General features: G+C 70.4%; 20 protein-coding genes. 12 read left to right on the plus strand and 8 right to left on the minus strand.

Annotated features, from left to right (window positions below; translation table 11 throughout):
* Positions 1–60 precede the first annotated feature (60 nt).
* The 4 genes from ACFV6V_RS08020 to ACFV6V_RS08035 form a co-directional block, all read right to left on the minus strand.
* Positions 61–1761 (minus strand): methylmalonyl-CoA mutase, encoded by a 1701-nt coding sequence (locus tag ACFV6V_RS08020; protein ID WP_385560756.1) that lies wholly within the window; start codon positions 1759–1761, stop codon positions 61–63.
* 106 nt (positions 1762–1867) lie between these two features.
* Complete coding sequence (locus ACFV6V_RS08025; RefSeq protein ID WP_385560759.1) at positions 1868–2200, minus strand: DUF3817 domain-containing protein; 333 nt, start codon at positions 2198–2200, stop codon at positions 1868–1870.
* A 104-nt stretch (positions 2201–2304) separates the two neighbouring features.
* Positions 2305–2814, minus strand: a complete 510-nt coding sequence (locus ACFV6V_RS08030) for a MarR family winged helix-turn-helix transcriptional regulator (protein ID WP_385560762.1) — start codon at positions 2812–2814, stop codon at positions 2305–2307.
* A gap of 21 nt (positions 2815–2835) precedes the next feature.
* Positions 2836–4092 (minus strand): MFS transporter, encoded by a 1257-nt coding sequence (locus ACFV6V_RS08035; protein ID WP_385560765.1) that lies wholly within the window; start codon positions 4090–4092, stop codon positions 2836–2838.
* 84 nt (positions 4093–4176) lie between these two features.
* Between ACFV6V_RS08035 and ACFV6V_RS08040 the strand changes: the two genes are divergently transcribed.
* Positions 4177–5187 (plus strand): DUF5937 family protein, encoded by a 1011-nt coding sequence (locus ACFV6V_RS08040; RefSeq protein ID WP_385560768.1) that lies wholly within the window; start codon positions 4177–4179, stop codon positions 5185–5187.
* Positions 5188–5233: 46 nt separating this feature from the next.
* Here ACFV6V_RS08040 and ACFV6V_RS08045 read toward each other — a convergent pair whose 3' ends face one another.
* Complete coding sequence (locus ACFV6V_RS08045; protein WP_385560771.1) at positions 5234–5527, minus strand: MTH1187 family thiamine-binding protein; 294 nt, start codon at positions 5525–5527, stop codon at positions 5234–5236.
* Positions 5524–5868: a DUF3817 domain-containing protein gene (locus ACFV6V_RS08050; RefSeq protein WP_385560774.1), complete on the minus strand. Its 345-nt coding sequence runs from the start codon at positions 5866–5868 to the stop codon at positions 5524–5526. The genes ACFV6V_RS08045 and ACFV6V_RS08050 overlap by 4 nt, the downstream gene beginning before the upstream one ends.
* 197 nt (positions 5869–6065) lie before the next feature.
* Here ACFV6V_RS08050 and ACFV6V_RS08055 point away from each other — a divergent pair, with 197 nt between their 5' ends.
* The 4 genes from ACFV6V_RS08055 to ACFV6V_RS08070 all read left to right on the plus strand — a co-directional run bounded on the left by ACFV6V_RS08055 (position 6066) and on the right by ACFV6V_RS08070 (position 8758).
* Positions 6066–6698 carry an AIM24 family protein gene (locus ACFV6V_RS08055; protein WP_385561044.1) on the plus strand — a complete coding sequence of 211 codons (633 nt, stop codon included), beginning with the start codon at positions 6066–6068 and terminating at the stop codon, positions 6696–6698.
* Complete coding sequence (locus ACFV6V_RS08060; RefSeq protein WP_385560777.1) at positions 6698–7348, plus strand: AIM24 family protein; 651 nt, start codon at positions 6698–6700, stop codon at positions 7346–7348. The genes ACFV6V_RS08055 and ACFV6V_RS08060 overlap by 1 nt, the downstream gene beginning before the upstream one ends.
* Before the next feature lie 56 nt (positions 7349–7404).
* Positions 7405–8163, plus strand: coding sequence for an AIM24 family protein (locus tag ACFV6V_RS08065; protein ID WP_385561047.1), 759 nt, complete (start codon positions 7405–7407; stop codon positions 8161–8163).
* A 118-nt stretch (positions 8164–8281) separates the two neighbouring features.
* The gene (locus ACFV6V_RS08070; protein WP_385560780.1) at positions 8282–8758 is read left to right on the plus strand and encodes a MarR family winged helix-turn-helix transcriptional regulator; all 477 of its coding nucleotides are present in this window, start codon (positions 8282–8284) and stop codon (positions 8756–8758) included.
* 55 nt (positions 8759–8813) lie between these two features.
* Here ACFV6V_RS08070 and meaB read toward each other — a convergent pair whose 3' ends face one another.
* Together meaB and ACFV6V_RS08080 are read right to left on the minus strand one after the other, a co-directional pair.
* Positions 8814–9770, minus strand: coding sequence for a methylmalonyl Co-A mutase-associated GTPase MeaB (gene meaB / locus ACFV6V_RS08075; protein WP_385560783.1), 957 nt, complete (start codon positions 9768–9770; stop codon positions 8814–8816).
* Between the two features lie 71 nt (positions 9771–9841).
* Positions 9842–11044, minus strand: a complete 1203-nt coding sequence (locus ACFV6V_RS08080; RefSeq protein WP_385560786.1) for an acetyl-CoA C-acetyltransferase — start codon at positions 11042–11044, stop codon at positions 9842–9844.
* Positions 11045–11192: 148 nt separating this feature from the next.
* Here ACFV6V_RS08080 and mce point away from each other — a divergent pair, with 148 nt between their 5' ends.
* The 7 genes from mce (at position 11193) to ACFV6V_RS08115 (ending at position 21557) form a co-directional block, all read left to right on the plus strand.
* Positions 11193–11633 carry a methylmalonyl-CoA epimerase gene (gene mce / locus ACFV6V_RS08085; protein ID WP_385560789.1) on the plus strand — a complete coding sequence of 147 codons (441 nt, stop codon included), beginning with the start codon at positions 11193–11195 and terminating at the stop codon, positions 11631–11633.
* Between the two features lie 178 nt (positions 11634–11811).
* A complete protein-coding gene (scy, locus tag ACFV6V_RS08090; protein WP_385560791.1) occupies positions 11812–15762 on the plus strand; it encodes a polarized growth protein Scy in 3951 nt (1316 codons plus the stop codon).
* Between the two features lie 783 nt (positions 15763–16545).
* A complete protein-coding gene (locus ACFV6V_RS08095) occupies positions 16546–17481 on the plus strand; it encodes a cellulose-binding protein (protein WP_385560794.1) in 936 nt (311 codons plus the stop codon).
* Positions 17482–17665: 184 nt separating this feature from the next.
* Positions 17666–18622, plus strand: a complete 957-nt coding sequence (locus ACFV6V_RS08100) for an ABC transporter ATP-binding protein (RefSeq protein ID WP_385560797.1) — start codon at positions 17666–17668, stop codon at positions 18620–18622.
* Between the two features lie 2 nt (positions 18623–18624).
* Positions 18625–19404, plus strand: a complete 780-nt coding sequence (locus ACFV6V_RS08105) for an ABC transporter permease (protein ID WP_385560800.1) — start codon at positions 18625–18627, stop codon at positions 19402–19404.
* A gap of 120 nt (positions 19405–19524) precedes the next feature.
* On the plus strand, positions 19525–20730 hold the full coding sequence (locus ACFV6V_RS08110) for an ABC transporter ATP-binding protein (protein ID WP_385560803.1): 1206 nt from the start codon (positions 19525–19527) through the stop codon (positions 20728–20730).
* Positions 20727–21557 carry an ABC transporter permease subunit gene (locus tag ACFV6V_RS08115; RefSeq protein WP_385560806.1) on the plus strand — a complete coding sequence of 277 codons (831 nt, stop codon included), beginning with the start codon at positions 20727–20729 and terminating at the stop codon, positions 21555–21557. The genes ACFV6V_RS08110 and ACFV6V_RS08115 overlap by 4 nt, the downstream gene beginning before the upstream one ends.
* Positions 21558–21559 lie beyond the last annotated feature (2 nt).

Raw genomic sequence — 21559 nt, forward strand, 5'->3', positions numbered from 1 at the left:
ACGGTAGAGGCGTGATGGCCGGTCGCTCCAGGGATTTTGGGCCAGGGATCCCAGAGGGGGTCAGAAGCCCGGGGGCTCCGTGTACGTCCCCCACTCGTCCCGCAGCACGTTGCAGATCTCGCCGAGTGTGGCCTCGGCGCGCACCGCGTCGAGCATGGGCTCGATCATGTTGGAGCCGTCGCGGGCGGCGGTCAGCATGGCCTCCAGCGCGAGCTTGACGCGGGCGTCGTCGCGCTTCGCCTTGCGGTCGCCGAGGATGCGGACCTGCTCCTGCTCGACCTCGTGGCTGACGCGGAGGATCTCCAGGTCGCCGGTGACCGAGCCGTGGTGGACGTTGACGCCGACCACGCGCTTGTCGCCCTTCTCCAGCGACTGCTGGTAGCGGAAGGCGGACTCGGCGATCTCACCGGTGAACCAGCCGTCCTCGATCCCGCGCAGGATGCCGGACGTGATGGGCCCGATGGGGTGCTTGCCGTCCGGGTGGGCGCGCAGTCCGCGCTCCTTGATCTGGTCGAAGATCTTCTCGGCGTCGGCCTCGATACGGTCGGTGAGCTGCTCCACGTACCAGGCACCGCCGAGCGGGTCGGCGACGTTGGCGACGCCGGTCTCCTCCATCAGCACCTGCTGGGTGCGCAGGGCGATCTCGGCGGCCTGCTCGGACGGCAGTGCGAGGGTCTCGTCCAGGGCGTTGGTGTGCAGCGAGTTGGTGCCGCCGAGCACGGCCGCGAGCGCCTCGACGGCGGTGCGGACGACGTTGTTGTACGGCTGCTGGGCGGTCAGCGAGACACCGGCGGTCTGGGTGTGGAAGCGCAGCCACTGCGCCTTGTCGGTCTTGGCTCCGTAGACCTCCTTCATCCAGCGCGCCCAGATGCGGCGGGCGGCGCGGAATTTCGCGATCTCCTCGAAGAAGTCGAGATGCGCGTCGAAGAAGAAGGAGAGCCCGGGGGCGAAGACATCGACGTCCAAGCCCCGGCTGAGGCCGAGCTCGACGTATCCGAAGCCGTCCGCGAGGGTGTACGCGAGCTCCTGCGCAGCCGTGGCGCCCGCCTCGCGGATGTGGTAGCCGGAGACGGAGAGCGGCTTGTACGCGGGGATGCCGCGGGCGCAGTACTCCATCAGGTCGCCGATCAGGCGCAGATGCGGCTCGGGCTCGAAGAGCCACTCCTTCTGGGCGATGTACTCCTTGAAGATGTCGGTCTGGAGCGTGCCGTTGAGCACACCCGGGTCGACACCCTGACGCTCGGCGGCGACGAGGTACATGCAGAAGGCCGGGACGGCGGGGCCACTGATCGTCATCGAGGTCGTGACGTCGCCGAGGGGGATGTCCTTGAAGAGGACCTCCATGTCGGCTGCGGAGTCGATGGCGACTCCGCAGTGGCCGACCTCGCCGAGTGAGCGGGAGTCGTCGGAGTCGCGGCCCATCAGCGTGGGCATGTCGAAGGCGACACTGAGCCCGCCGCCGCCAGCGGCCAGGATCATCTTGTACCGCTCGTTGGTCTGCTCGGCGTTGCCGAACCCGGCGAACTGGCGGATGGTCCAGGTCCGCCCACGGTAACCGGTCGGATACAGACCGCGTGTGAAGGGGTACTCGCCCGGCCACCCGATCCGCTCGAAGCCGTCATAGGTGTCGCCGGGCCGGGGCCCGTAGGCCGGCTCGACCGGATCACCTGAAAGCGTGGTGAAGTCGGCGTTCCGCTTCTTCGCGGTGTCATAGCGGGCCTGCCAGCGGCGGCGGCCCTCGTCGATGGCGTCAGCGTCCATGCCTTCGAATTTACTAGGACGTCCTAGTAAATGTCGATGGCAGACCGCCGCACGTGTGTACGGCGGTGGTGGCGGGCCGCTCGTCGCCTGCCGGCGGCCCGCTCGGCTACGCCTTGACGGGGGCGGGAGCCGCGTCCGTGATCAGCGGCTCGACCTCGCGGACGACGTTGCGCTCCACGAAGAAGGCGGCCGTCGGGATCGTGCCCGAGATCAGCACCCACAGCAGCTTGCCGAAAGGCCACTTGGCCTTGGAGCCCAGGTCGAAGGCGAAGATCAGATAGATGATGTAGAGGATGCCGTGGATCTGGGAGACCGCGAAGGTGACGTCCTCACCCATGTCGAAGCCGTACTTGAACACCATGCAGGTGCACAGCACAAGCAGCATGACGGCAGTGACGTAGGCCATCACCCGGTAGCGGGTCAGCACGCTCTTCTTCATGGCGCCGAGGGTATCCGCCCGCTTTGGGGGATCTTCCGCGGGGTCGGGAGACCTGTGTCACGGCGCCCGGGAGATCGGAGACCAGCGTCACGCCCCCAGGGGGCTCACTTCTCGTCGAAGTCGCTCGCGGCGACCCTCAGCGGGCGCAGCAGCGCGAAGATCTCCGCGCACTCCTCGGCGTCATACGCCCCGAGCCCGAAATCCATCTCCATCAGCTCACGGGTCGCCGCCTCGACCACCTCGCGGCCCTTCTCCGTGATGGAGGCGAGGGTGCCCCGGCCGTCGTTGGGGTTGGGCCGCTTGGCGACCAGACCGGACCTGACCAGGCGGTCGACGGTGTTGGTCACGGAGGTCGGGTGCACCATCAGCCGCTCCCCGATCTTCGACATCGGCAGCTCGCCCGACTTGGAGAAGGTGAGCAGCACCAGCGCCTCGTAACGGGCGAAGGTCAGCCCGTACGGCTTGACGACGGAGTCCACCTCGGCCAGCAGGATCTGGTGCGCGCGCATGATCGAGGTGATCGCGGCCATCGAGGGCACGGGGCCCCAGCGCTGCTGCCAGAGCTCGTCGGCTCGGGCGATGGGGTCGAAGGGGAGGCTGAGCGGCTTCGGCACGGCAACGACCATACCCACTGGTCATATGGTGGTCAGCCCCGTCTCGGACTTCGGTACCCGATCTTTCCTCAGCCTGATGGCGAGCACGAGCACGCAGACGGCACCGAGCGCCCCGAGGCAGGCGATCGCGTGGTGCACCGGAACGAACTCCGCAGCGAGGCCCGCCGCCGCCATACCGAGGCCCTGGAGCGTCATCATGCCGGCCGTCAGCAGCGTCATCGCCCGGCCGCGCAGCTCGTCGGGCACGGCGGCCACGTACCACTGGTCGAGGCCGAGGCCGTACGCGGAGGCCAGCCCCGCCAGCAGCAGGACGAGCACGGCGAGCGACAGCCCCGGGCGTACCGCGTACGCCAGCAGCGGCAGCAGTGAGCAGACAGCGAGGGGCAGCACGGCCCGGGAGCGGGCCGCCGCGCTCAGGACGGAGCCGGCGAACAGCTCACCGGCGACATGACCCACCGGCATCGCGCACATCAGCACCCCGAGCGCGACACTTCCGGCGCCGATCCGGTCGACGTACGGGGCTGCCAGCGCCTCCGGCGCCACGGCGAACATCGGCGGCACCCAGAACAGCAGAGTGAGCAGCCGCATCCGGCGGTCCCGGAACACCAGGCGGGCGCCCTGAAGGGATTCGCGGAGCAGCGCCCCGTTCCCACCTGCCCGGGCGGGCCTGCGGACCGTCCCGAACCGCAGCAGCGCCGCCGAACAGAGAAAGGTCACGGCGGTGATCGCGACGGCGCCGCGTGCGGGCACCAGGGTCAGCAGCACTCCCCCGACGCCGAACCCGAGGAGCTGGGCGCTCTGCGCCACGATCCGCAGCAGCGAACGCCCGAGCACGAAGCGCTCTCCTTGCCCGAGGATGTCGGCCAGGGTCGCCATCCGCGTGCCGTTGAACACGGGGGCCACGGCGGCGACGGCACAGCGCAGCACGAGCAGCCCCGCGACCGGGGTCATGGGCAGCACCATCAGAGCGACGCACCCCGCGCAGACGAGGTCGCAGAGCACCAGCACGCGCCGGGCGGGGTAGCGGTCGGCGACGCCCGCGAGCAGCGTTCCGCCGATGAGATAGGGGAGGAAGCCGAGGGCGAAGGTGAGGGCGCTCAGCAGCGGCGACCCGGTGAGGTCGTAGACGAGCACGGTCAGGGCGATCTCGCTGACCACGACCCCGAGCAACGAGAGGGTGTGCGCGGCGAATACGGCCCGGAACTCGCCGACGGCGAAGACACCGGTGTATCCAGCCGGGGCTGCCGGGGCTGCCGGGGCTACGAGCTGATCGGTCATGATCGCAGCCTGCCGTCGCACCCAACCTGCCCCTAGACTTTCGGCTGGGTACGAATCCTGGCTGGCTCACCCACAGGGGGCGGGGTGCCGTTCACACTCCACTTCGGCGAGGCCGATCTGCTCCGCTGCCGGTTCGCGCTGTCACCGCTCTGGGAGACCCACGAGGCGGTGCGTACCCTCGCCCGGCCCGAGCGCCACGGTTACCACCTGCCGTGGCTGCGCCGACTGCGCGGAGCGCTGGCCGCCGATGACGGCCTCGATTTCACTCCGCTCCTGCTGCTGATGCCGCGCCGGGGCCACAACCCGGACTGCCTCTACCCGCCGCCCATCGGCCCCGCCGCCACCTTCGAGGAGGAGATCGCCCGGGTCAGGACCACGGATCCGGAGCTGGCACGGGACGATCTGGCGCGCGCCCTGGCGGACGCGGGCACGACGGACCGGCCCGAGGCACGGGCGATGCTCGCGGACCCGGCACGTGCGTTGCGGGAACTGGCCGCACTGATCGAGCGCGCCTGGCGGACCCTGATCGCCCCGGACTGGCCCCGGCTCCGTGCCCTGCTGGAGGCGGACATCGCGTACCACTCGCGGCGGCTGGCGGAGGTGGGCCTCGAAGGACTGCTGCGGGAGCTCCATCCCCGGCTGGAGTGGGACGGGACCTCGACCCTGACCCTCGACAACGCGAGCAGCCACCACCGCGATCTGGACGGCGCGGGCCTGGTGCTGATGCCCAGCGTGTTCTCCTGGCCGGACGTGGTCAGCGGCTTCGACCCCCCATGGCAACCGACCCTCGTCTACCCCGCCCGTGGCATCGCCGGCCTCTGGTCAACCCCCTCCACCCGCACCCCCGAAGCCCTGTCCCGCCTCCTCGGCCGGGTACGCGCGGAGGTCCTGTGCGCCCTGGACGAACCCGCGAGCACCACAGCCCTGGCGCACCGCCTGGGCCTCGCACCGTCGAGCGTCTCGGCACACCTGTCGGTCCTGAGGGACGCGGACCTGCTGCGCTCGCGCCGCTACGGCCACCAGGTGCTCTACGAGCGCACGCCGCTGGGCATCGCGCTGGCTGCGGCGCAGGCCGCCTCACCCCCTCGAACGTGACGAAGCCCCCGGCGCAGGCCGGGGGCTTCGTCACGCATACGGCCGGTCAGGCGGACAGGTGCCGCTCCACCGTCTCGACCTTGGACGTCAGCCCGTCGGTCACGCCGGGGCGGATGTCCGCCTTGAGGACCAGCGACACCCGGGGCGCACGCTCCTCGACCGCGGCGACCGCGCGCTTGACGACGTCCATCACCTCGTCCCACTCGCCCTCGACCGAGGTGAACATCGCGTCGGTGCGGTGGGGCAGCCCGGACGCGCGGACGACGCGGACCGCGTCGGCGACATACTCGCCGACGTCCTCGCCGACGCCCAGCGGGGTCACGGAGAAGGCGACGATCATGCGTTGACCACGCCTTCGCGGCGGGCGCGGGAGGCGATCACAGCCGCCTCGGCCTCGCGCTTCAGCTTGCGTTCGGCGACGAAGCCGCCGAAGGGGAGCACCGACAGGACGAAGTAGAGGGCGGCCGGGCCGAAGCTCCACTTGGTGCGGTTCCAGGCGTCCAGCCAGAAGAGTACGTAGACGACGAACAGCAGGCCGTGGATCGCGCCCATGACCGGGACCGCGTTGAACTCGGTCGTGCGCTTGAGCACCGAGCAGACGAGCAGCAGCAGGAACGACACGGCCTCCGGGGCGGAGACGAGCCGGAGGCGGTGGAGGGAGGAGGCGGTCTTGATGTCCACGTGAGGCACCTTCGGTCGAGGGAGTCGAGGGGTCGGGCGTCCCGACAGTCTTGTGAACGGGTGCACAAGCGGCTCCATTGTGGCATCGCTCTTTTCCTGCCCTTTACCCGGGTGGACTCAGGGACGGCTCAGGGTCGGGTTCATTCCGGGGGGCCTGTCCGGGAACGTACCCCGCCGAGTACCTTCACCCCGTGGCAATGTTCCGACTTCAAGGCAGCAAGGTGCTGGCCGTCGACATGACCGGGGACGCCGTCAAGGCCAAGAACGGGTCGATGGTCGCGTACGACGGCCAGATGGCCTTCAAGAAACTGTCCGGCGGCGGTGAGGGCATCCGCGGCATGGTGACCCGCCGGCTCACCGGCGAGCAGATGACGATGATGGAGGTGAAGGGCCAGGGCACCTGCTACTTCGCCGACCGCGCGTCCGAGATCAATCTCGTCGCGCTGCACGGCGACAAGCTGTACGTCGAGTCGAGCAATCTGCTCTGCACGGACGGCGGGCTGCGCACCGGCACCAGCTTCACCGGGCTCCGCGGCGGCGCGACCGGGAACGGACTGTTCACGACCACCGTCGAGGGCACGGGCCAGGCCGCGATCATGTCGGACGGCCCGGCGGTGGTGCTGAGGGTGAGCCCGCAGTACCCGCTGTCGGTCGACCCGGGCGCGTACATCGCCCACCAGGGCAACGTACGGCAGAGCTTCCAGTCGGGGGTCACCTTCCGCACCCTGCTGGGCGAGGGCGGCGGCGAGGCGTTCCAGATCCGGTTCGAGGGCGACGGGCTCGTGTACGTGCAGCCGAGCGAGCGGAACACCATCGGAGGGGACGTCTGATGCCGTTCCGTGAGATCAACTCCAAGATGGTCGAGGCGACGATCGTCCCCGGCCAGAAGATGTACAGCCAGCGCGGCGCGATGCTCGCGTACAAGGGCCAGGTGTCGTTCACTCCGAACATCGCCGGCGGCCAGGGTGGCCTGATGTCGATGATCGGGCGGCGGGTGGCCGACGAGGCGACCCCGCTGATGACGGTCGAGGGATCGGGGACCGTGATGTTCGGCCACGGCGGGCATCACGTGCAGGTGATCGGCCTGACCGGGGACACCCTGTACGTGGAGGCCGACCGGCTGCTCGCCTTCGACGGCACCCTCCAGCAGGGCACGATGTTCATGGGCTCGCAGGGCGGGGTCATGGGCATGGTCCGCGGCCAGGTCACGGGGCAGGGGCTGTTCACCACGACCCTGAAGGGCCACGGAGCGGTCGCGGTGATGGCGCACGGCGGAGTGATCGAACTGCCGATCACCCCCAACCGCCCCGTCCATGTCGACCCGCAGGCGTATGTCGCCCACCACGGCGATGTGCGCAACAAGCTCTCCACCGCGCTGGGCTGGCGCGACATGGTGGGGCGCGGCTCCGGTGAGGCGTTCCAGCTGGAGCTGAGCGGCAGCGGTGTGGTCTACGTCCAGGCGTCGGAGGAGAAGCTGTGAGCGCACCTGCATGGGGCACACCCGGGTCCCCTGGGCCCCAGGGGACCTTCGACCCGATGACCCTGCCGAGCGATGACAACGTCAACGCGTACACCTTCTGTGTGGAGCTCAAGAGCTCCCAGTGGTTCCTCCAGAAGGGCAAGATGATCGCCTACTACGGGCAGATCGAGTTCAACGGGATCGGCCACGGCAGGCTGGACCGGCTGATGCGGACCAGCTTCCACTCGCCGTTGCACGCGAGCGACTGGGTGGTGGCCGAGGGCAGCGGCAAGATGCTGCTCGCGGACCGGGCGTTCGACGTCAACTCCTTCGACCTCGACGACGGCAATCTGACCATCCGGTCCGGGAACCTGCTGGCGTACCAGCCCTCGCTGGCGCTCAAGCAGTCGATCGTGCCGGGCTTCCTGACCCTGATCGGCACCGGCAAGTTCGTCGCCGCGTCGAACGGTCCCGTGGTGTTCGTGGAGCCGCCCATCAGGGTGGACCCGCAGGCCCTGGTGGGCTGGGCGGACTGCCCGTCCCCCTGCCACCACTACGACCACGGCTATATGAGCGGGGTCATGGGCGGGCTGCGGCAACTGACCGGGATCGGCGGGGTGTCGGGCGAGGAGCACCAGTTCGAGTTCGCCGGTGCGGGCACGGTGCTGCTCCAGTCGACGGAGGCGCTGATGCCGGAACAAGCCACCGGCACGGTCCCGTACGCCGACGGTGTGCCCGGTGGGGGCCACGGCGGCCATGGGGCGTCTGGCCACCACGGTTCGTCGCCGCGCCTTCCCGGCCAGCTTGGGGACCTCCAGCGTCGCTTCGGACTGTGAGCGGTAGTCTGCGGAGTGTGACGTCGAACGTCTGCACCCGTATTCGGGGGACCCGGGTGTCCGAGGTCACATTCCCAGACTTCGTACGGATTTCAACTTCTTAGGGTAGTATCCATATATGGAGACCGAAACTGCCACCCGCTGGCTGACCGACGCGGAGCAGTGCGCCTGGCGCACCTACCTGGATGTCACCAGGCTGTTGACCTACCAGCTGGAGAGGGACCTTCAGCCGTTCGGCCTGACCATCAACGACTACGAGATCCTCGTGAACCTCTCGGAGTCGGCGGACCTGCGCATGCGGATGAGTGATCTGGCCTCGGCCACGCTCCAGTCCAAGAGCCGGCTCTCCCACCAGATCACCCGCATGGAGAACGCGGGCCTGGTCCGCAGGGAGAACTGCGAGTCCGACCGGCGCGGTTTGTTCGCCGTGCTCACCGACCACGGCATGGAAACCATGCGCAAGGTGGCCCCGCACCACGTCGAGTCCGTCCGCCAGCACTTCATCGACCTGCTGTCACCCGAGGCCCTGGTCGACCTCCGGGCGTCACTGACCCCGGTCGCGGAACACCTGCGCGGGCGCCGCGGCAAGGTCTAGCCAGACCGTGCCCGGGCCCCACAGTCCGGCCCGGGCCGCAGAAGCACCTCCCGGCCTAGGAGTCGATCAGCCCGGCAACCAGCTCGTCCGCCGCCGCGTACGGGTCCGTCTCGCCTGCGACGATGCGGGCGGCCAGGGTTTCCAGGCGGCGGTCGCCATGCAGATCGCCGATACGTTCGCGCAGACGGGTGACGGCGATGGTCTCGACCTCGTGGGCCGCGCGGCGGGTGCGGCGCTCGGTGAGGACGCCGTGCTCCTCCATCCAGGCACGGTGCTTCTCCAGGGCCTCGACGAGCTCGTCGATGCCTTCGGCCCGTGCCGCGACCGTCTTCACGATCGGCGGCCGCCAGTCGCCCGGAGCCCTCGACTCGCCGAGGCCGAGCATGTGGTTGAGCTCGCGGGCGGTGGCGTCGGCGCCGTCACGATCCGCCTTGTTGACGACGTAGACATCGCCGATCTCCAGGATGCCCGCCTTCGCCGCCTGGATCCCGTCGCCCATGCCGGGCGCGAGCAGCACCACCGACGTGTCGGCCTGCGAGGCGATCTCCACCTCCGACTGGCCGACGCCGACGGTCTCGACCAGGACGACATCGCAGCCCGCGGCATCCAGCACCCGGATCGCCTGCGGTGCGGCCCACGCAAGGCCGCCGAGATGGCCGCGAGTGGCCATCGAACGGATGTAGACGCCCGGGTCCGAGGCGTGATCCGACATCCGGACCCGGTCGCCCAGCAGCGCTCCCCCGCTGAACGGCGACGACGGGTCGACGGCGAGCACGCCGACCCGCTTCCCCGCCTTGCGGTACGCCGTCACCAGCGCGGAGGTGGACGTCGACTTGCCGACACCCGGCGAACCGGTCAGCCCCACCACATACGCGCCGCCGGTCAGCGGAGCGAGCTCCGCCATGACCTCGCGGAGCTGGGGGGCCGCCCCCTCGACGAGGGAGATCAGCCGGGCCACGGCCCGCGGCCGGCCTTCCCGCGCCTGGGCGACCAGCTCGGGGACGTCCACCATCACGCTGCTCCGTTCAACGGTTGGGACTCGATGATCTCGATGACCCGATGGTTACGTGGCCGACTCGACGGTCACTTGGCCGGGACACGGACGATCAGCGCGTCGCCCTGACCGCCGCCACCGCACAGCGCCGCCGCACCGACACCGCCGCCGCGCCGCTTCAGCTCCAGGGCCAGGTGGAGCACGATCCGGGCACCGGACATGCCGATCGGGTGGCCGAGCGCGATCGCGCCGCCGTTGACGTTCACCTTTTCCGGGGAAACCCCGAGGTCCTTCATCGACTGCACGGAGACCGCGGCGAACGCCTCGTTGATCTCGATCAGGTCGAGGTCGGAGACCTCCAGGCCGTCCTTCTTCAGCGCGTGCTTGATCGCGTTGGACGGCTGGGACTGGAGCGAGTTGTCCGGGCCCGCCACATTGCCGTGGGCACCGATCTCGGCGATCCACTCCAGGCCGAGCTCCAGGGCCTTCGCCTTGCTCATCACCACGACCGCCGCGGCGCCGTCGGAGATCTGCGAGGAGGTGCCCGCGGTGATCGTGCCGTCCTTGGCGAAGGCGGGGCGCAGCTTGCCGAGGGACTCCACGGTCGTCTCGGCCCGGATGCCCTCGTCCTTGCTGAAGAGCACCGGCTCGCCCTTGCGCTGCGGGATCTCCACCGGGGTGATCTCGGCCTCGAAGAGACCGTTCTTCTGCGCGGCGGCGGCCCGCTGGTGGGACAGCGCGGCGACCTCGTCCTGCTCGGGGCGGGCGAGGCCGAGGCGGGTGTTGTGCTTCTCCGTGGACTCGCCCATCGCGATGCCCTCGAAAGCGTCGGTGAGGCCGTCGAACGCCATCGCGTCGAGCATCTCGACCGCGCCGTACTTGAAGCCGTCGCGGGACTTCGGCAGCAGGTGCGGGGCGTTGGTCATGGACTCCTGGCCACCGGCGACGATCACGTCGAACTCACCGGCGCGGATCAGCTGGTCGGCGAGGGCGATCGCGTCGAGTCCGGACAGACACACCTTGTTGACGGTGAGCGCCGGGACGTTCATCGGGATGCCGGCCTTGACGGCCGCCTGACGGGCCGGGATCTGGCCCGCGCCCGCCTGGAGCACCTGACCCATGATCACGTACTGGACCTGGTCGCCACCGATCCCGGCCCGGTCCAGCGCCGCCTTGATCGCGAAACCGCCCAGATCGGCGCCGGAAAAGGACTTGAGGGAACCGAGCAACCGCCCCATGGGGGTACGGGCGCCGGCGACGATCACAGAGGTGGTGCTGTTCGTACCAGACATGAGATGGGGATCCCCTTCCAGCGCAGCGGCTGAGGAGTGAACGAGGGTTTACTTGAACTGTACTGAGGGGTTCGCATCCCGGTCACCGGCCAGCCGGTGTGATGGCGCGCACGTTGCGTAACCATCACACGGGCGCTCCACTGGAGCCATGCTGACGCGAATCGACCACATCGGGATCGCCTGTTTCGACCTCGACAAGACCGTTGAGTTCTACAAGGCCACCTACGGTTTCGAGGTCTTCCACACCGAGGTCAACGAGGAGCAGGGCGTCCGCGAGGCCATGCTCAAGATCAACGAGACCTCGGACGGCGGAGCCTCGTACCTCCAGCTCCTCGAGCCCACCCGGGAGGACTCCGCGGTCGGGAAATGGCTGGCCAAGAACGGCGAGGGTGTGCACCACATCGCCTTCGGCACCGGTGACGTGGACGGTGCCGCCGACGACATCCGGAGCAAGGGCGTACGCGTGCTGTACGACGAGCCGCGCATCGGCTCGATGGGATCCCGTATCACCTTCCTGCACCCCAAGGACTGCCATGGAGTCCTGACCGAACTCGTCACCTCGGCCGACCCGTCATCGGCGGAGCACTGACCTCCGGATTCCCGGCCCGGTAGAGTGGGCGGCTCCGGGCCGGGGCCGGATCGGAGCCGCGACACAGCGCTGTCCGAGGGCGATGTTCGATCTGCCACCATGTCCCCGGGGGGCCGTTCGCCGGGGAACGGTGCTCGTCTGTACAGAGTTGCGACCAGGGGACGGATGGGACGGCGCAGTGCGGGGCTACGAACGCCAGGAGAGCCACCGAGCTGACGACGACCATCTCTCGCGGTTCGAAGCCGAGATGGAGCGGCTGCGGACCGAGCGGGAGAAGGCCGTCCAGCACGCCGAGGACCTCGGTTACCAGGTCGAGGTGCTCCGAGCCAAGCTGCACGAAGCGCGCCGTACGCTCGCGACGCGCCCCGCGTACGACAGCGCGGACATGGGCTACCAGGCCGAGCAGCTCCTCCGTAACGCCCAGATCCAGGCCGACCAGCTGCGCTCGGACGCCGAGCGGGAGCTGAGGGATGCCCGGGCGCAGACCCAGCGAATCCTCCAGGAGCACGCCGAGCACCAGGCACGGCTCCAGGCCGAGCTGCACGCCGAGGCCAACCAGCGCCGCCAGCGTCTTGACCAGGAACTGGCCGAGCGCCGTCAGACCGTCGAGGCGCATGTCAACGAGAACGTGGCGTGGGCCGAGCAGCTGCGTGCCCGCAGCGAGGCCCAGGCCCGCCGGCTGCTCGACGAGTCCCGTGCCGAGGCCGAACAGAAGCTGGCCGCCGCTCGCACCGAGGCCACCCGGGTCGCCGAGGAGACCCGGCAGCGGGTCTCCTCCCAGGCCGACACGGCCCGCAGTGAGGCCGAGGCGATCCTGCTGCGGGCCCGCAAGGACGCCGAGCGACTGCTGAACGCCGCCTCCACCCAGGCCCAGGAGGCCACCAGTCACGCCGAGCGGCTGCGCTCGTCCAGCTCGGCCGAGTCGGACCAGGTCCGCCAGCAGGCCACCGAGCTCGGCCGGGCGGCAGAGCAGCGGATGCAGGAGGCCGAGGAGAAGCTGCGCGAGGCGCGCGCCGAGGGCGAGAAGCTCGTCGCGGAGGCCAAGGAGTCGGCGGCCAAATCGCTGGCGAGCGCCGAGTCGGCCAGCGAGCAGCGGACCCGTACGGCCAAGTCGGAGGTCGCCCGCCTGGTGGCCGAGGCCACCAAGGAGGCCGAGGCCCTCAAGAGCGACGCCGAGCAGGCCCTCGCGGATGCCCGCGCGGAGGCGGAGAAGGTCCTCGCGGAGGCATCCGACAAGGCACGCACCGTCGCCGCCGAGGACTCGGCGGCCCAGCTCGCGAAGGCCGCCCGTACCGCCGAGGAGGTCCTGAACAAGGCCTCCGAGGAGGCCAAGGCGACCACGCGCAAGGCCGCGGAAGAGGCCGAGCGGATCCGACGTGAGGCGGAGTCCGAGGCCGAACGGCTGCGCCACGAGGCCAATGACACCGTCGAGGAGCTCAAGGGCGCCGCGAAGGACGACACCAAGGAGTACCGCGCCAAGACGGTCGAGCTCCAGGAGGAGGCGCGGCGGCTGCGCGGCGAGGCCGAGCAGCTGCGGTCGGAGGCGGTGGCCGAGGGCGAGCAGATCCGCGGCGAGGCGCGCCGTGACGCCGTCCAGCAGATCGAGGAGGCGGCCAGGTCGGCGGAGGAGCTGCTGACCAAGGCGAAGGCGGACGCGGACGAGTTGCGCTCCGGGGCGACCACGGACAGCGAGCGGGTCCGCACGGAGGCCATCGAGCGCGCCACGACCCTGCGCCGGCAGGCGGAGGAGACGCTGGAGCGCACTCGCGCGGAGGCGGACCGGCTGCGCACAGAGGCCGAGGAGCAGGCCGACGAGATGAAGGCCGCCGCCGAGCGCGCCGCGGCCGAGGTGCGCGAGGAAGCGGCTCGCGCCGCGGTCGCCCGCCGCCGGGAGGCGGACGAGGAGCTGACCCGGCTGCACTCCGAGGCGCAGACCCGCAGCGACGCGGCCGAGCAGGCGCTGTCCGAGGCCCGTGTGGAGGCCGAGCAGCTGCGCCGGGAGACGGCGGAGGAGTCGGAGCGGCTGCGCACCGAGGCCGCCGAGCGGATCCGGACGCTCCAGGAGCAGGCAGAGCAGGAGGCCGAACGGCTGCGTGACGAGGCCGCGTCCGACGCGTCCGCTTCACGTGCCGAGGGCGAGTCGGTGGCGGTGCGGCTGCGCACCGAGGCCGTCACCGAGGCGGAGCGGCTGACGACGGAGGCGCAGGAGACCGCCGACCGGCTGCGGACCGAGGCGGCCGCCGCCGCCGAGCGCGTCGGTCAGGAGGCCACGGAGGCGCTGGCCGCGGCGCAGGAGGAGGCGTCCCGGCGCCGCAGGGAGGCCGAGGAGATCCTCTCCGGGGCCCGTTCCGAGGCGGACCAGGAGCGGGAGCTGGCCCGCGAGCAGAGCGAGGAGCTGCTCGCCGCCGCCCGCAAGCGGGTCGAGGAGGCGCAGGCAGAGGCGCAACGGCTGGTCGAGGACGCGGACCGGCGGGCCACCGAGATGGTCACGGCGGCCGAGCAGACCGCTCAGCAGGTACGGGACTCCGTGTCCGGTCTCCAGGAGCAGGCCGAGCAGGAGGTCGCGGGGCTGCGCAGCGCAGCCGAGCACGCGGCCGAGCGTACGAGGACCGAGGCGCAGGAAGAGGCGGACCGGGTCCGCGCGGACGCGTACGCGGAGCGGGAGCGGGCCACCGAGGACGCCAACCGCATCCGGACCCGCGCCGACGAGGAGGCGGAGGCCGCGAAGGCACTCGCCGAGCGGACCATGGCCGACGCGATCACGGAGAGCGACCGGCTGCGCGCGGACACCTCGGAGTACGCGCAGCGGATGCGTACGGAGGCGTCGGACGCGCTGGCATCGGCCGAGCAGGACGCCTCGCGGACGCGCGCCGATGCCCGCGAGGACGCCAACCGCATCCGCTCCGAGGCCGCGACCCAGGCCGACCGTCTGATCGGCGAGGCGACGAGCGAGGCCGACCGGCTCACCACCGAGGCTGCCGAGCTGCTGTCGGTCTCCGAGGAGGACGCGGTACGGCTGCGCAGCGAGGCGGAGCAGGTCAGGGCCGAGGGCGAGGCGCAGGCCGAGGAGCTGCGCGCCGCGGCGCGGGCGGACGGGGAGAAGGTGCTCGACGAGGCCCGCAAGGCCGCGGACAAGCGCCGTACCGGGGCCGCCGAGCAGGCCGACCAGCTCATCGCGGAGGCGACCGCGGAAGCGGAGCGGATCCGGGCCGAGGCCGCGGAGACCGTGGGCTCGGCCCAGCAGGCAGCCGACCGTGTCCGGGCCGAGGCGAAGCAGTTGCGCGCGGAGGCCGAGAACGCGGCCGAGCAGCTGCGGGCGAAGGCCCAGGAGGACGCGGACCGCAGCCTCGACGAGGCGCGCAGGGACGCGGCGAAGCGCCGCGCGGACGCCGCCGAGCAGGCCGATCAGCTCATCGGCAAGGCCCAGGAGGAGGCGCTGCGCGCCACCACCGAGGCCGAGGAGCAGGCCGACACCATGGTGGGTGCCGCCCGCAAGGAGGCCGACCGGCTGGTGGCCGCGGCCAGGGTCGAGGGCAACGGCCTGGTGGAGAAGTCCCGCACCGACGCCGACGAACTGCTCGTGGGTGCCCGCCGCGACTCGACCGCGATCCGGGAGCGTGCGGAGGAACTCCGTACCCGTGTCGAGGGCGAGGTCGAGGAGCTGCACGAGCGGGCCCGCAGGGAGGCCGCCGAGCAGCTGAAGGCCGCGGGCGAGCGGGCCGACCAGCTGGTCAAGGCCGCGATCGAGCAGCAGGAAGAGGCCGCGGCGAAGGCCAAGGAGCTGGTCTCGGAGGCCAATTCAGAGGCCGGCAAGGTGCGGATCGCCGCGGTGAAGAAGGCCGAGGCGCTGCTCAAGGAGGCCGAACAGAAGAAGGCGGAGCTGGTTCGCGCGGCCGAGGCGGTCAAGGCCGAGGCCGACCGCGAGGCCGACCGCCTGGTCGGGGACGGCAAGCGGGAGCTCGAAGTCCTGGTGCGCCGGCGCGAGGACATCCAGGCCGAGATCTCCCGGGTGCAGGACGTGCTGGAGGCGCTGGAGTCGTTCGAGACACCGTCCGGGGGTAAGGACGGCGTGGTCAAGGCGGGCGCGTCGGCGGGCACGCGTGCGAACGGGAAGTCCTCCGAGAGCTAGTGCCGTGACCGGAAAGGTTTGCCGTGGGCTCGCGGCGTCCGGTGCCTGGGGTATCCCCCGGCCCTCTGGGGCCGAGGGGGTGGGGTCTCCCCCGGCCCCAGGGGCCGAGGGGGTGGGGTCTCCCCCGGCCCCAGGGGCCGAGGGGAAGGATCGCAAGGCGTGGGGGATCCCCCACCGGAGGCAGGGGGAGATCGCCCTCGTACTGGATGTACTTGGGTGATGCGACAACGCAGCGTGGGGGTACCACCCGGCGAAGCCAGGGGGAGTGCCGTGCCGGACGTGGCGAGCCGGTGAACCTTTCCGGTCACGGTGCTAGGCCCTTTCCGGCCGATGTTCGATGATCAGCCGACGGCGCCGGACGCACGAGCCGCCGCTGGAAGCCCGGCGGCGCCCGGGGTTTCCTCGGGCATGGTCCAGGGAAGTCCTTCGTGGCTGGTCGCGCAGTCCACCGCGTCTCTCCGGGCACTGCCGGACGGCACCCGGCGACGTCGCGGTGCGGCCGGGTGTTCGCTGTCGCGGCGTCCCCTCGGCCTTCGGCAGGGGTGCCTCCCCCCGCCTTGCGAGGGCCCCGCGGCCTGGGCGGATCGGGCCGCAGTCCCCGGGAGCCGGGAGGGATCCCACGCATCGGACGCCGCGCGCATCGGCAAACCCTTCCGGTCAAGGCAGTATCCACTCAAAAGGCTGGACATTCTCCATACCAAACGGGCATCTGCCCGGTGACACGCCGCTCGGGCCCCTAGGATTCCCTCTAACACCTCACCGGTCTCATTCGACAGGAACCCCATGAGCGACACATCCTCCCCCTTCGGCTTCGAGCTCGTGCGGCGTGGGTACGACCGCGGTCAGGTGGACGACCGCATTACCAAACTCGTCGCCGATCGTGACAGCGCTCTCGCGCGGATCACCTCTCTGGAAAAGCGCATCGAGGAGCTGCACCTCGAGACGCAGAATGCCCAGTCCCAGGTCAATGACGCGGAACCGTCGTACGCAGGACTGGGTGCGCGTGTCGAGAAGATCCTGCGGCTGGCCGAGGAGGAGGCGAAGGACCTGCGTGAGGAGGCCCGTCGCGCCGCCGAGCAGCACCGGGAGCTCGCCGAGTCCGCCGCACAGCAGGTGCGCAATGACGCGGAGGCGTTCGCGTCCGAGCGCAAGCAGAAGGCCGAGGACGAGGGCGTAAGGATCGTCGAGAAGGCCCAGAGCGAGGCCAACTCGCTGCGCGCCGACGCGCAGAAGGACGCGCAGTCCAAGCGCGAGGAGGCCGACGCGCTCTTCGAGGAGACCCGCGCGAAGGCCGCCCAGGCCGCCGCGGACTTCGAGACGAACCTCGCAAAGCGCCGTGAGCAGTCCGAGCGTGACCTGGCGTCGCGTCAGGCGAAGGCGGAGAAGCGCCTCGCGGAGATCGAGCACCGTGCCGAGCAGCTGCGTCTGGAGGCGGAGAAGCTGCGTACGGACGCGGAGCGCCGCGCCCGCCAGACGGTGGAGACCGCGCAGCGGCAGGCCGAGGACATCGTGGCGGACGCCAATGCGAAGGCCGACCGTATCCGCAGCGAATCGGAGCGTGAGCTGGCGGCGCTGACGAACCGTCGCGACTCCATCAACGCCCAGCTCACCAACGTCCGGGAGATGCTGGCCACGCTGACCGGTGCGGCCGTCGCGGCGACCGGTGCGCCGGACGACGAGCCGGTCTCGCGCGGCGTCCCGGCCCAGCAGACCCGCTGACGCCCGGCCGTACGTTTCGCCCGTGCCCGGCGCCCCAGGAGGGGTGCCGGGCACGGGCGTTTGCGTCCTCAGAGCGCCCGCAAGCCGTCCAGGCGCTTTCCGGCCATTCTGGGGGCGGGGAATCGTACCGTTTCGTTAGCCAAACCCGGTGGCGTATGCCTTCGCGCACCTTTAGCGTGAACACATGATCGAGATCGAGGGCCTCACCAAGCGCTTCGGCGCCAAGGTCGCCGTGGACCATCTCTCGTTCCAGGTCCGGCCGGGGGTCGTCACCGGCTTCCTCGGGCCCAACGGGGCGGGGAAGTCGACGACGATGCGCATGATGCTGGATCTGGACAACCCCACCAGTGGGACGGTCCGGATCGACGGCAAGCACTACCGGGACCTTCAGGAACCGCTCAAGTACATCGGCGCACTGCTCGACGCCAAGGCGATGCACGGCGGGCGCACCGCTTACAACAATCTGCTCTGTCTCGCCCAGGCGAACCGGATCCCGGGCAGCCGGGTGTCCGAAGTCCTCGATCTCGTCGGTCTGACCGCGGTCGCCAAGAAGAAGTCCAAGGGATTCTCCCTGGGTATGGGGCAACGGCTGGGAATCGCCTCGGCACTGCTCGGTGATCCCCGGGTGCTGCTCTTCGACGAGCCTGTCAATGGGCTGGATCCCGAGGGAATTCACTGGATCCGCAATCTGATGAAGCTGCTCGCGTCCGAAGGCCGGACGATCTTCGTGTCCTCGCATCTGATGAGCGAAATGGCCCTCACCGCGGACCATCTGATCGTCATCGGGCAGGGCAAGCTGCTCGCGGATACGTCGATGGCCGATTTCATTCAGCAGAACTCCCGGAGTTTTGTGCGGATGCGCTCGCCGCAGCAGGAACAGCTGCGGGATGTGCTCCATGAGCGGGGCCTCACCGCGATCGAGGCGGGCAACGGCACGCTGGAGATCGACGGCGCCACCGCCGAGAAGCTCGGTGAGCTGGCCGCGGAGCACCGCATCGTGCTGCATGAGCTGAGCGCCCAGCGGGCTTCGCTGGAGGAGGCGTTCATGCAGATGACGGCGAGCGCCGTGGAGTACCACGCGCAGCCGACCGTAACGGGAACCGGTGCCCCGCAGTGGGCCCCGCGCGACAAGGGAGCCTGACCATGGCAGCGGCATCCGCCGTCCTCCAGTCCGAATGGACCAAGATTCGCACGGTGGCCTCCACCACCTGGACCCTGGCAGCAGCGTTCCTGGTGACGGTCGCCATGAGCGCCGGGATCTGCGCGCTGATGGCCGGAAGCATGGAGGACCAGTCCCAGGCCGAACGGGCCACCTTCGACCCGACGCTGGTGAGCTTCTCCGGGATGGTGCTCGGGCAGCTCGCGATGGTCGCCTTCGGCGTGCTGGTGGTGAGCACCGAATACAGCTCGGGGATGATCCGCACCTCGCTCGCGGCGGTGCCGCAGCGTGCCACCTTCCTGTTCAGCAAGATCGCCGTGGCGGGACTGCTGGCACTGGTGGTGGGCCTGGCGACGAGCTTCCTCGCCTTCTGGCTCGGGCAGGCTCTGCTGGGCGAGCACGGCACCAGCCTCGGCGAGGAGCACGTGCTGCGGGCGGTGGTGGGCGCCGGACTCTACATGGCCCTGATGGCGGTGTTCTCGATGGGCGTGGCGGCGATGCTGCGCAGCTCGGTCCTGTCGCTCGTCATCCTGATGCTCTTCTTCTTCCTGCTCTCCGGGGTCCTGACGCTTGTGCCGTATGCGAAGGACGTGGCCAAGTACTTCCCCGACCAGGCCGGCTCCAAGATCATGCAGGTGCTGCCGGACGCGATGAACAGCGATCCGGCGCCGTACGGGCCCTGGGGCGGTCTCGGCATCATGGTGCTGTGGGTGGTGGCGGTACTGCTCGGCGGTTACGCGGTGCTGAAGACACGCGACGCGTGACCGAACCGTAAGCCTTGGCCGGAACCGTCAAGGGCTGGATATCCTCCTAACTCTTACGGGGGTCGTGCGGCCTGCTCCGGCCCGGGCCCCGACGACCTGACCTGTCGATGGGGCTGGAGAATGATCGAGGCGATCGGCCTGACGAAGCGCTACGGCGCCAAGACGGCCGTGCACAACCTGTCCTTCCAGGTGCGGCCCGGTGCCGTGACCGGTTTCCTCGGCCCCAACGGCTCGGGCAAGTCGACGACGATGCGCATGATCGTCGGCCTGGACAAGCCGACGTCCGGCCAGGTCACGATCGGCGGCCATCCCTTCCGGCAGCTGCCGAACGCGCCCCGGCAGGTCGGCGCGCTGCTGGACGCCAAAGCCGTGCACGGGGGACGGAGCGCGCGCAGCCATCTGCTGTCGCTCGCCCAGCTCGCCGGAATCCCGGCCCGCCGGGTGGACGAGGTGCTCGGCGTCGTCGGCCTCCAGCACGTCGCGAAGCGGCGTTCCGGTGACTTCTCGCTGGGCATGGGGCAGCGGCTCGGTATCGCCGCTGCCCTGCTCGGCGATCCCCAGGTGCTGCTCTTCGACGAGCCCGTCAACGGACTGGATCCCGAGGGCATCCTGTGGGTCCGCAATCTGATGAAGTCGCTGGCGGCCGAGGGGCGCACGGTCTTCGTCTCCTCGCACCTGATGAGCGAGATGGCCCTCACGGCCGACCGGCTCATCGTGATCGGGCGCGGTCAGCTGCTCGCGGACATGAGCGTCAAGGACTTCATCGCGGCGAATTCGGCCGGCTTCGCCCGGGTGCGTACGCCCGACGCCGAGCCGCAGCAGCGGGAGAAGCTCACGGCCGTGCTCAGCGAGGCCGGTGCCCAGGTCATGCCGGAGAAGGACGGCGCGCTGCGGGTGATGGGACTCGCGCTCCCCTCGATCAGCGACCTGGCGCACGGGGCGGACGTCCGGCTGTGGGAGCTGTCGCCGCACCAGGCCTCGCTGGAAGAGGCGTACATGCGGATGACGCAGGGCGCCGTGGACTACCGCTCGACGGACGACCAGAAGGCCGGGCTGATGGAGCTCCAGCCGCCCGGCTTCCTCCCGGGCGCGGAGCCGGCGGTGGTTCCGGATGTGCCGCAGCAGGGCTGGTACGCCCCGCCACCGCCCGGACAGAACCCGTATATGACAGAGCCCGCGCCAGGCGCACCCGCGGCGCCGTCGGCACCTCCGGCGGCACCCTCAGCCGCACCGGCACCCGCCGCGGCTGAGGCACCGGCGGCAGCAGCGCCGGCGCCGCCCGCCGAGCACTCCACCGCTCCGATCAAGCCCGAGGACGCCCGATGACCGCCCCCGCCCCGTACGAGCAGCCGGGCGCCGCCTACGCCTCACCCATTCCGGTGCGCAGGGCCCACCTCGGTGACGCCCTCGCCTCCGAGTGGACCAAGATCCGGTCCGTGCGCTCCACCGTGTGGACGCTCGGCGTGATGATCCTGCTGATCACCGGCTCGGCTCTGGCCATCGGTGTACTCGCGTCGGGCGTGGGCAACGAGGGCGGCGTGGAGGAGGAGGCGTCGGCCCTGGGCTTCGGCTTCTTCGGTGTGCTGCTGGGCTCGCTCTGCGTCATCACCCTGGGCGTGCTCACCATCGCGTCCGAATTCGGCACGGGCATGATCCGTACGACCCTGACGGCCTGCCCCACCCGGGAACGGGTGCTGTCCGCCAAGGCGATCGTGCTCTTCACGCTCGTCTTCGTCATCACGACGCTGGCCTCAGCCCTCGCCGGGGCGATTCTGTCCGGTCTGGTGAACGCGCCTTCGGCCGACGCCGGCGAGTGGCTGCGCTCGACGGTGGGCGTCGGCGCGTATGTCGGGCTGCTCGGACTGCTCGGGCTGGCGCTCGGCACGATCATCCGCCACTCGGCCGGTGCGATCACCGTCATGATCGGCGTGATGCTGCTGCCCCTGGTCGCGGCCATGTTCATGTACTCCGAGCGGCTGGCGGGCCTCCAGGGCTGGCTGCTGCGCTATTCCATCCCGAGCCAGATCGTGGCGCTCTACGGTGACCTCGGCCCCGGCGGTCCCCACGGCTGGGACTCTCTGTGGATCATGCTCGGGGTGACCGCCGTCGCCCTGGCCGGCGCCTACTCGAGCCTGCACAACCGCGACGCCTAGGC

Source organism: Streptomyces sp. NPDC059828 (assembly GCF_042731955.1).
GTDB lineage: Bacteria > Actinomycetota > Actinomycetes > Streptomycetales > Streptomycetaceae > Streptomyces.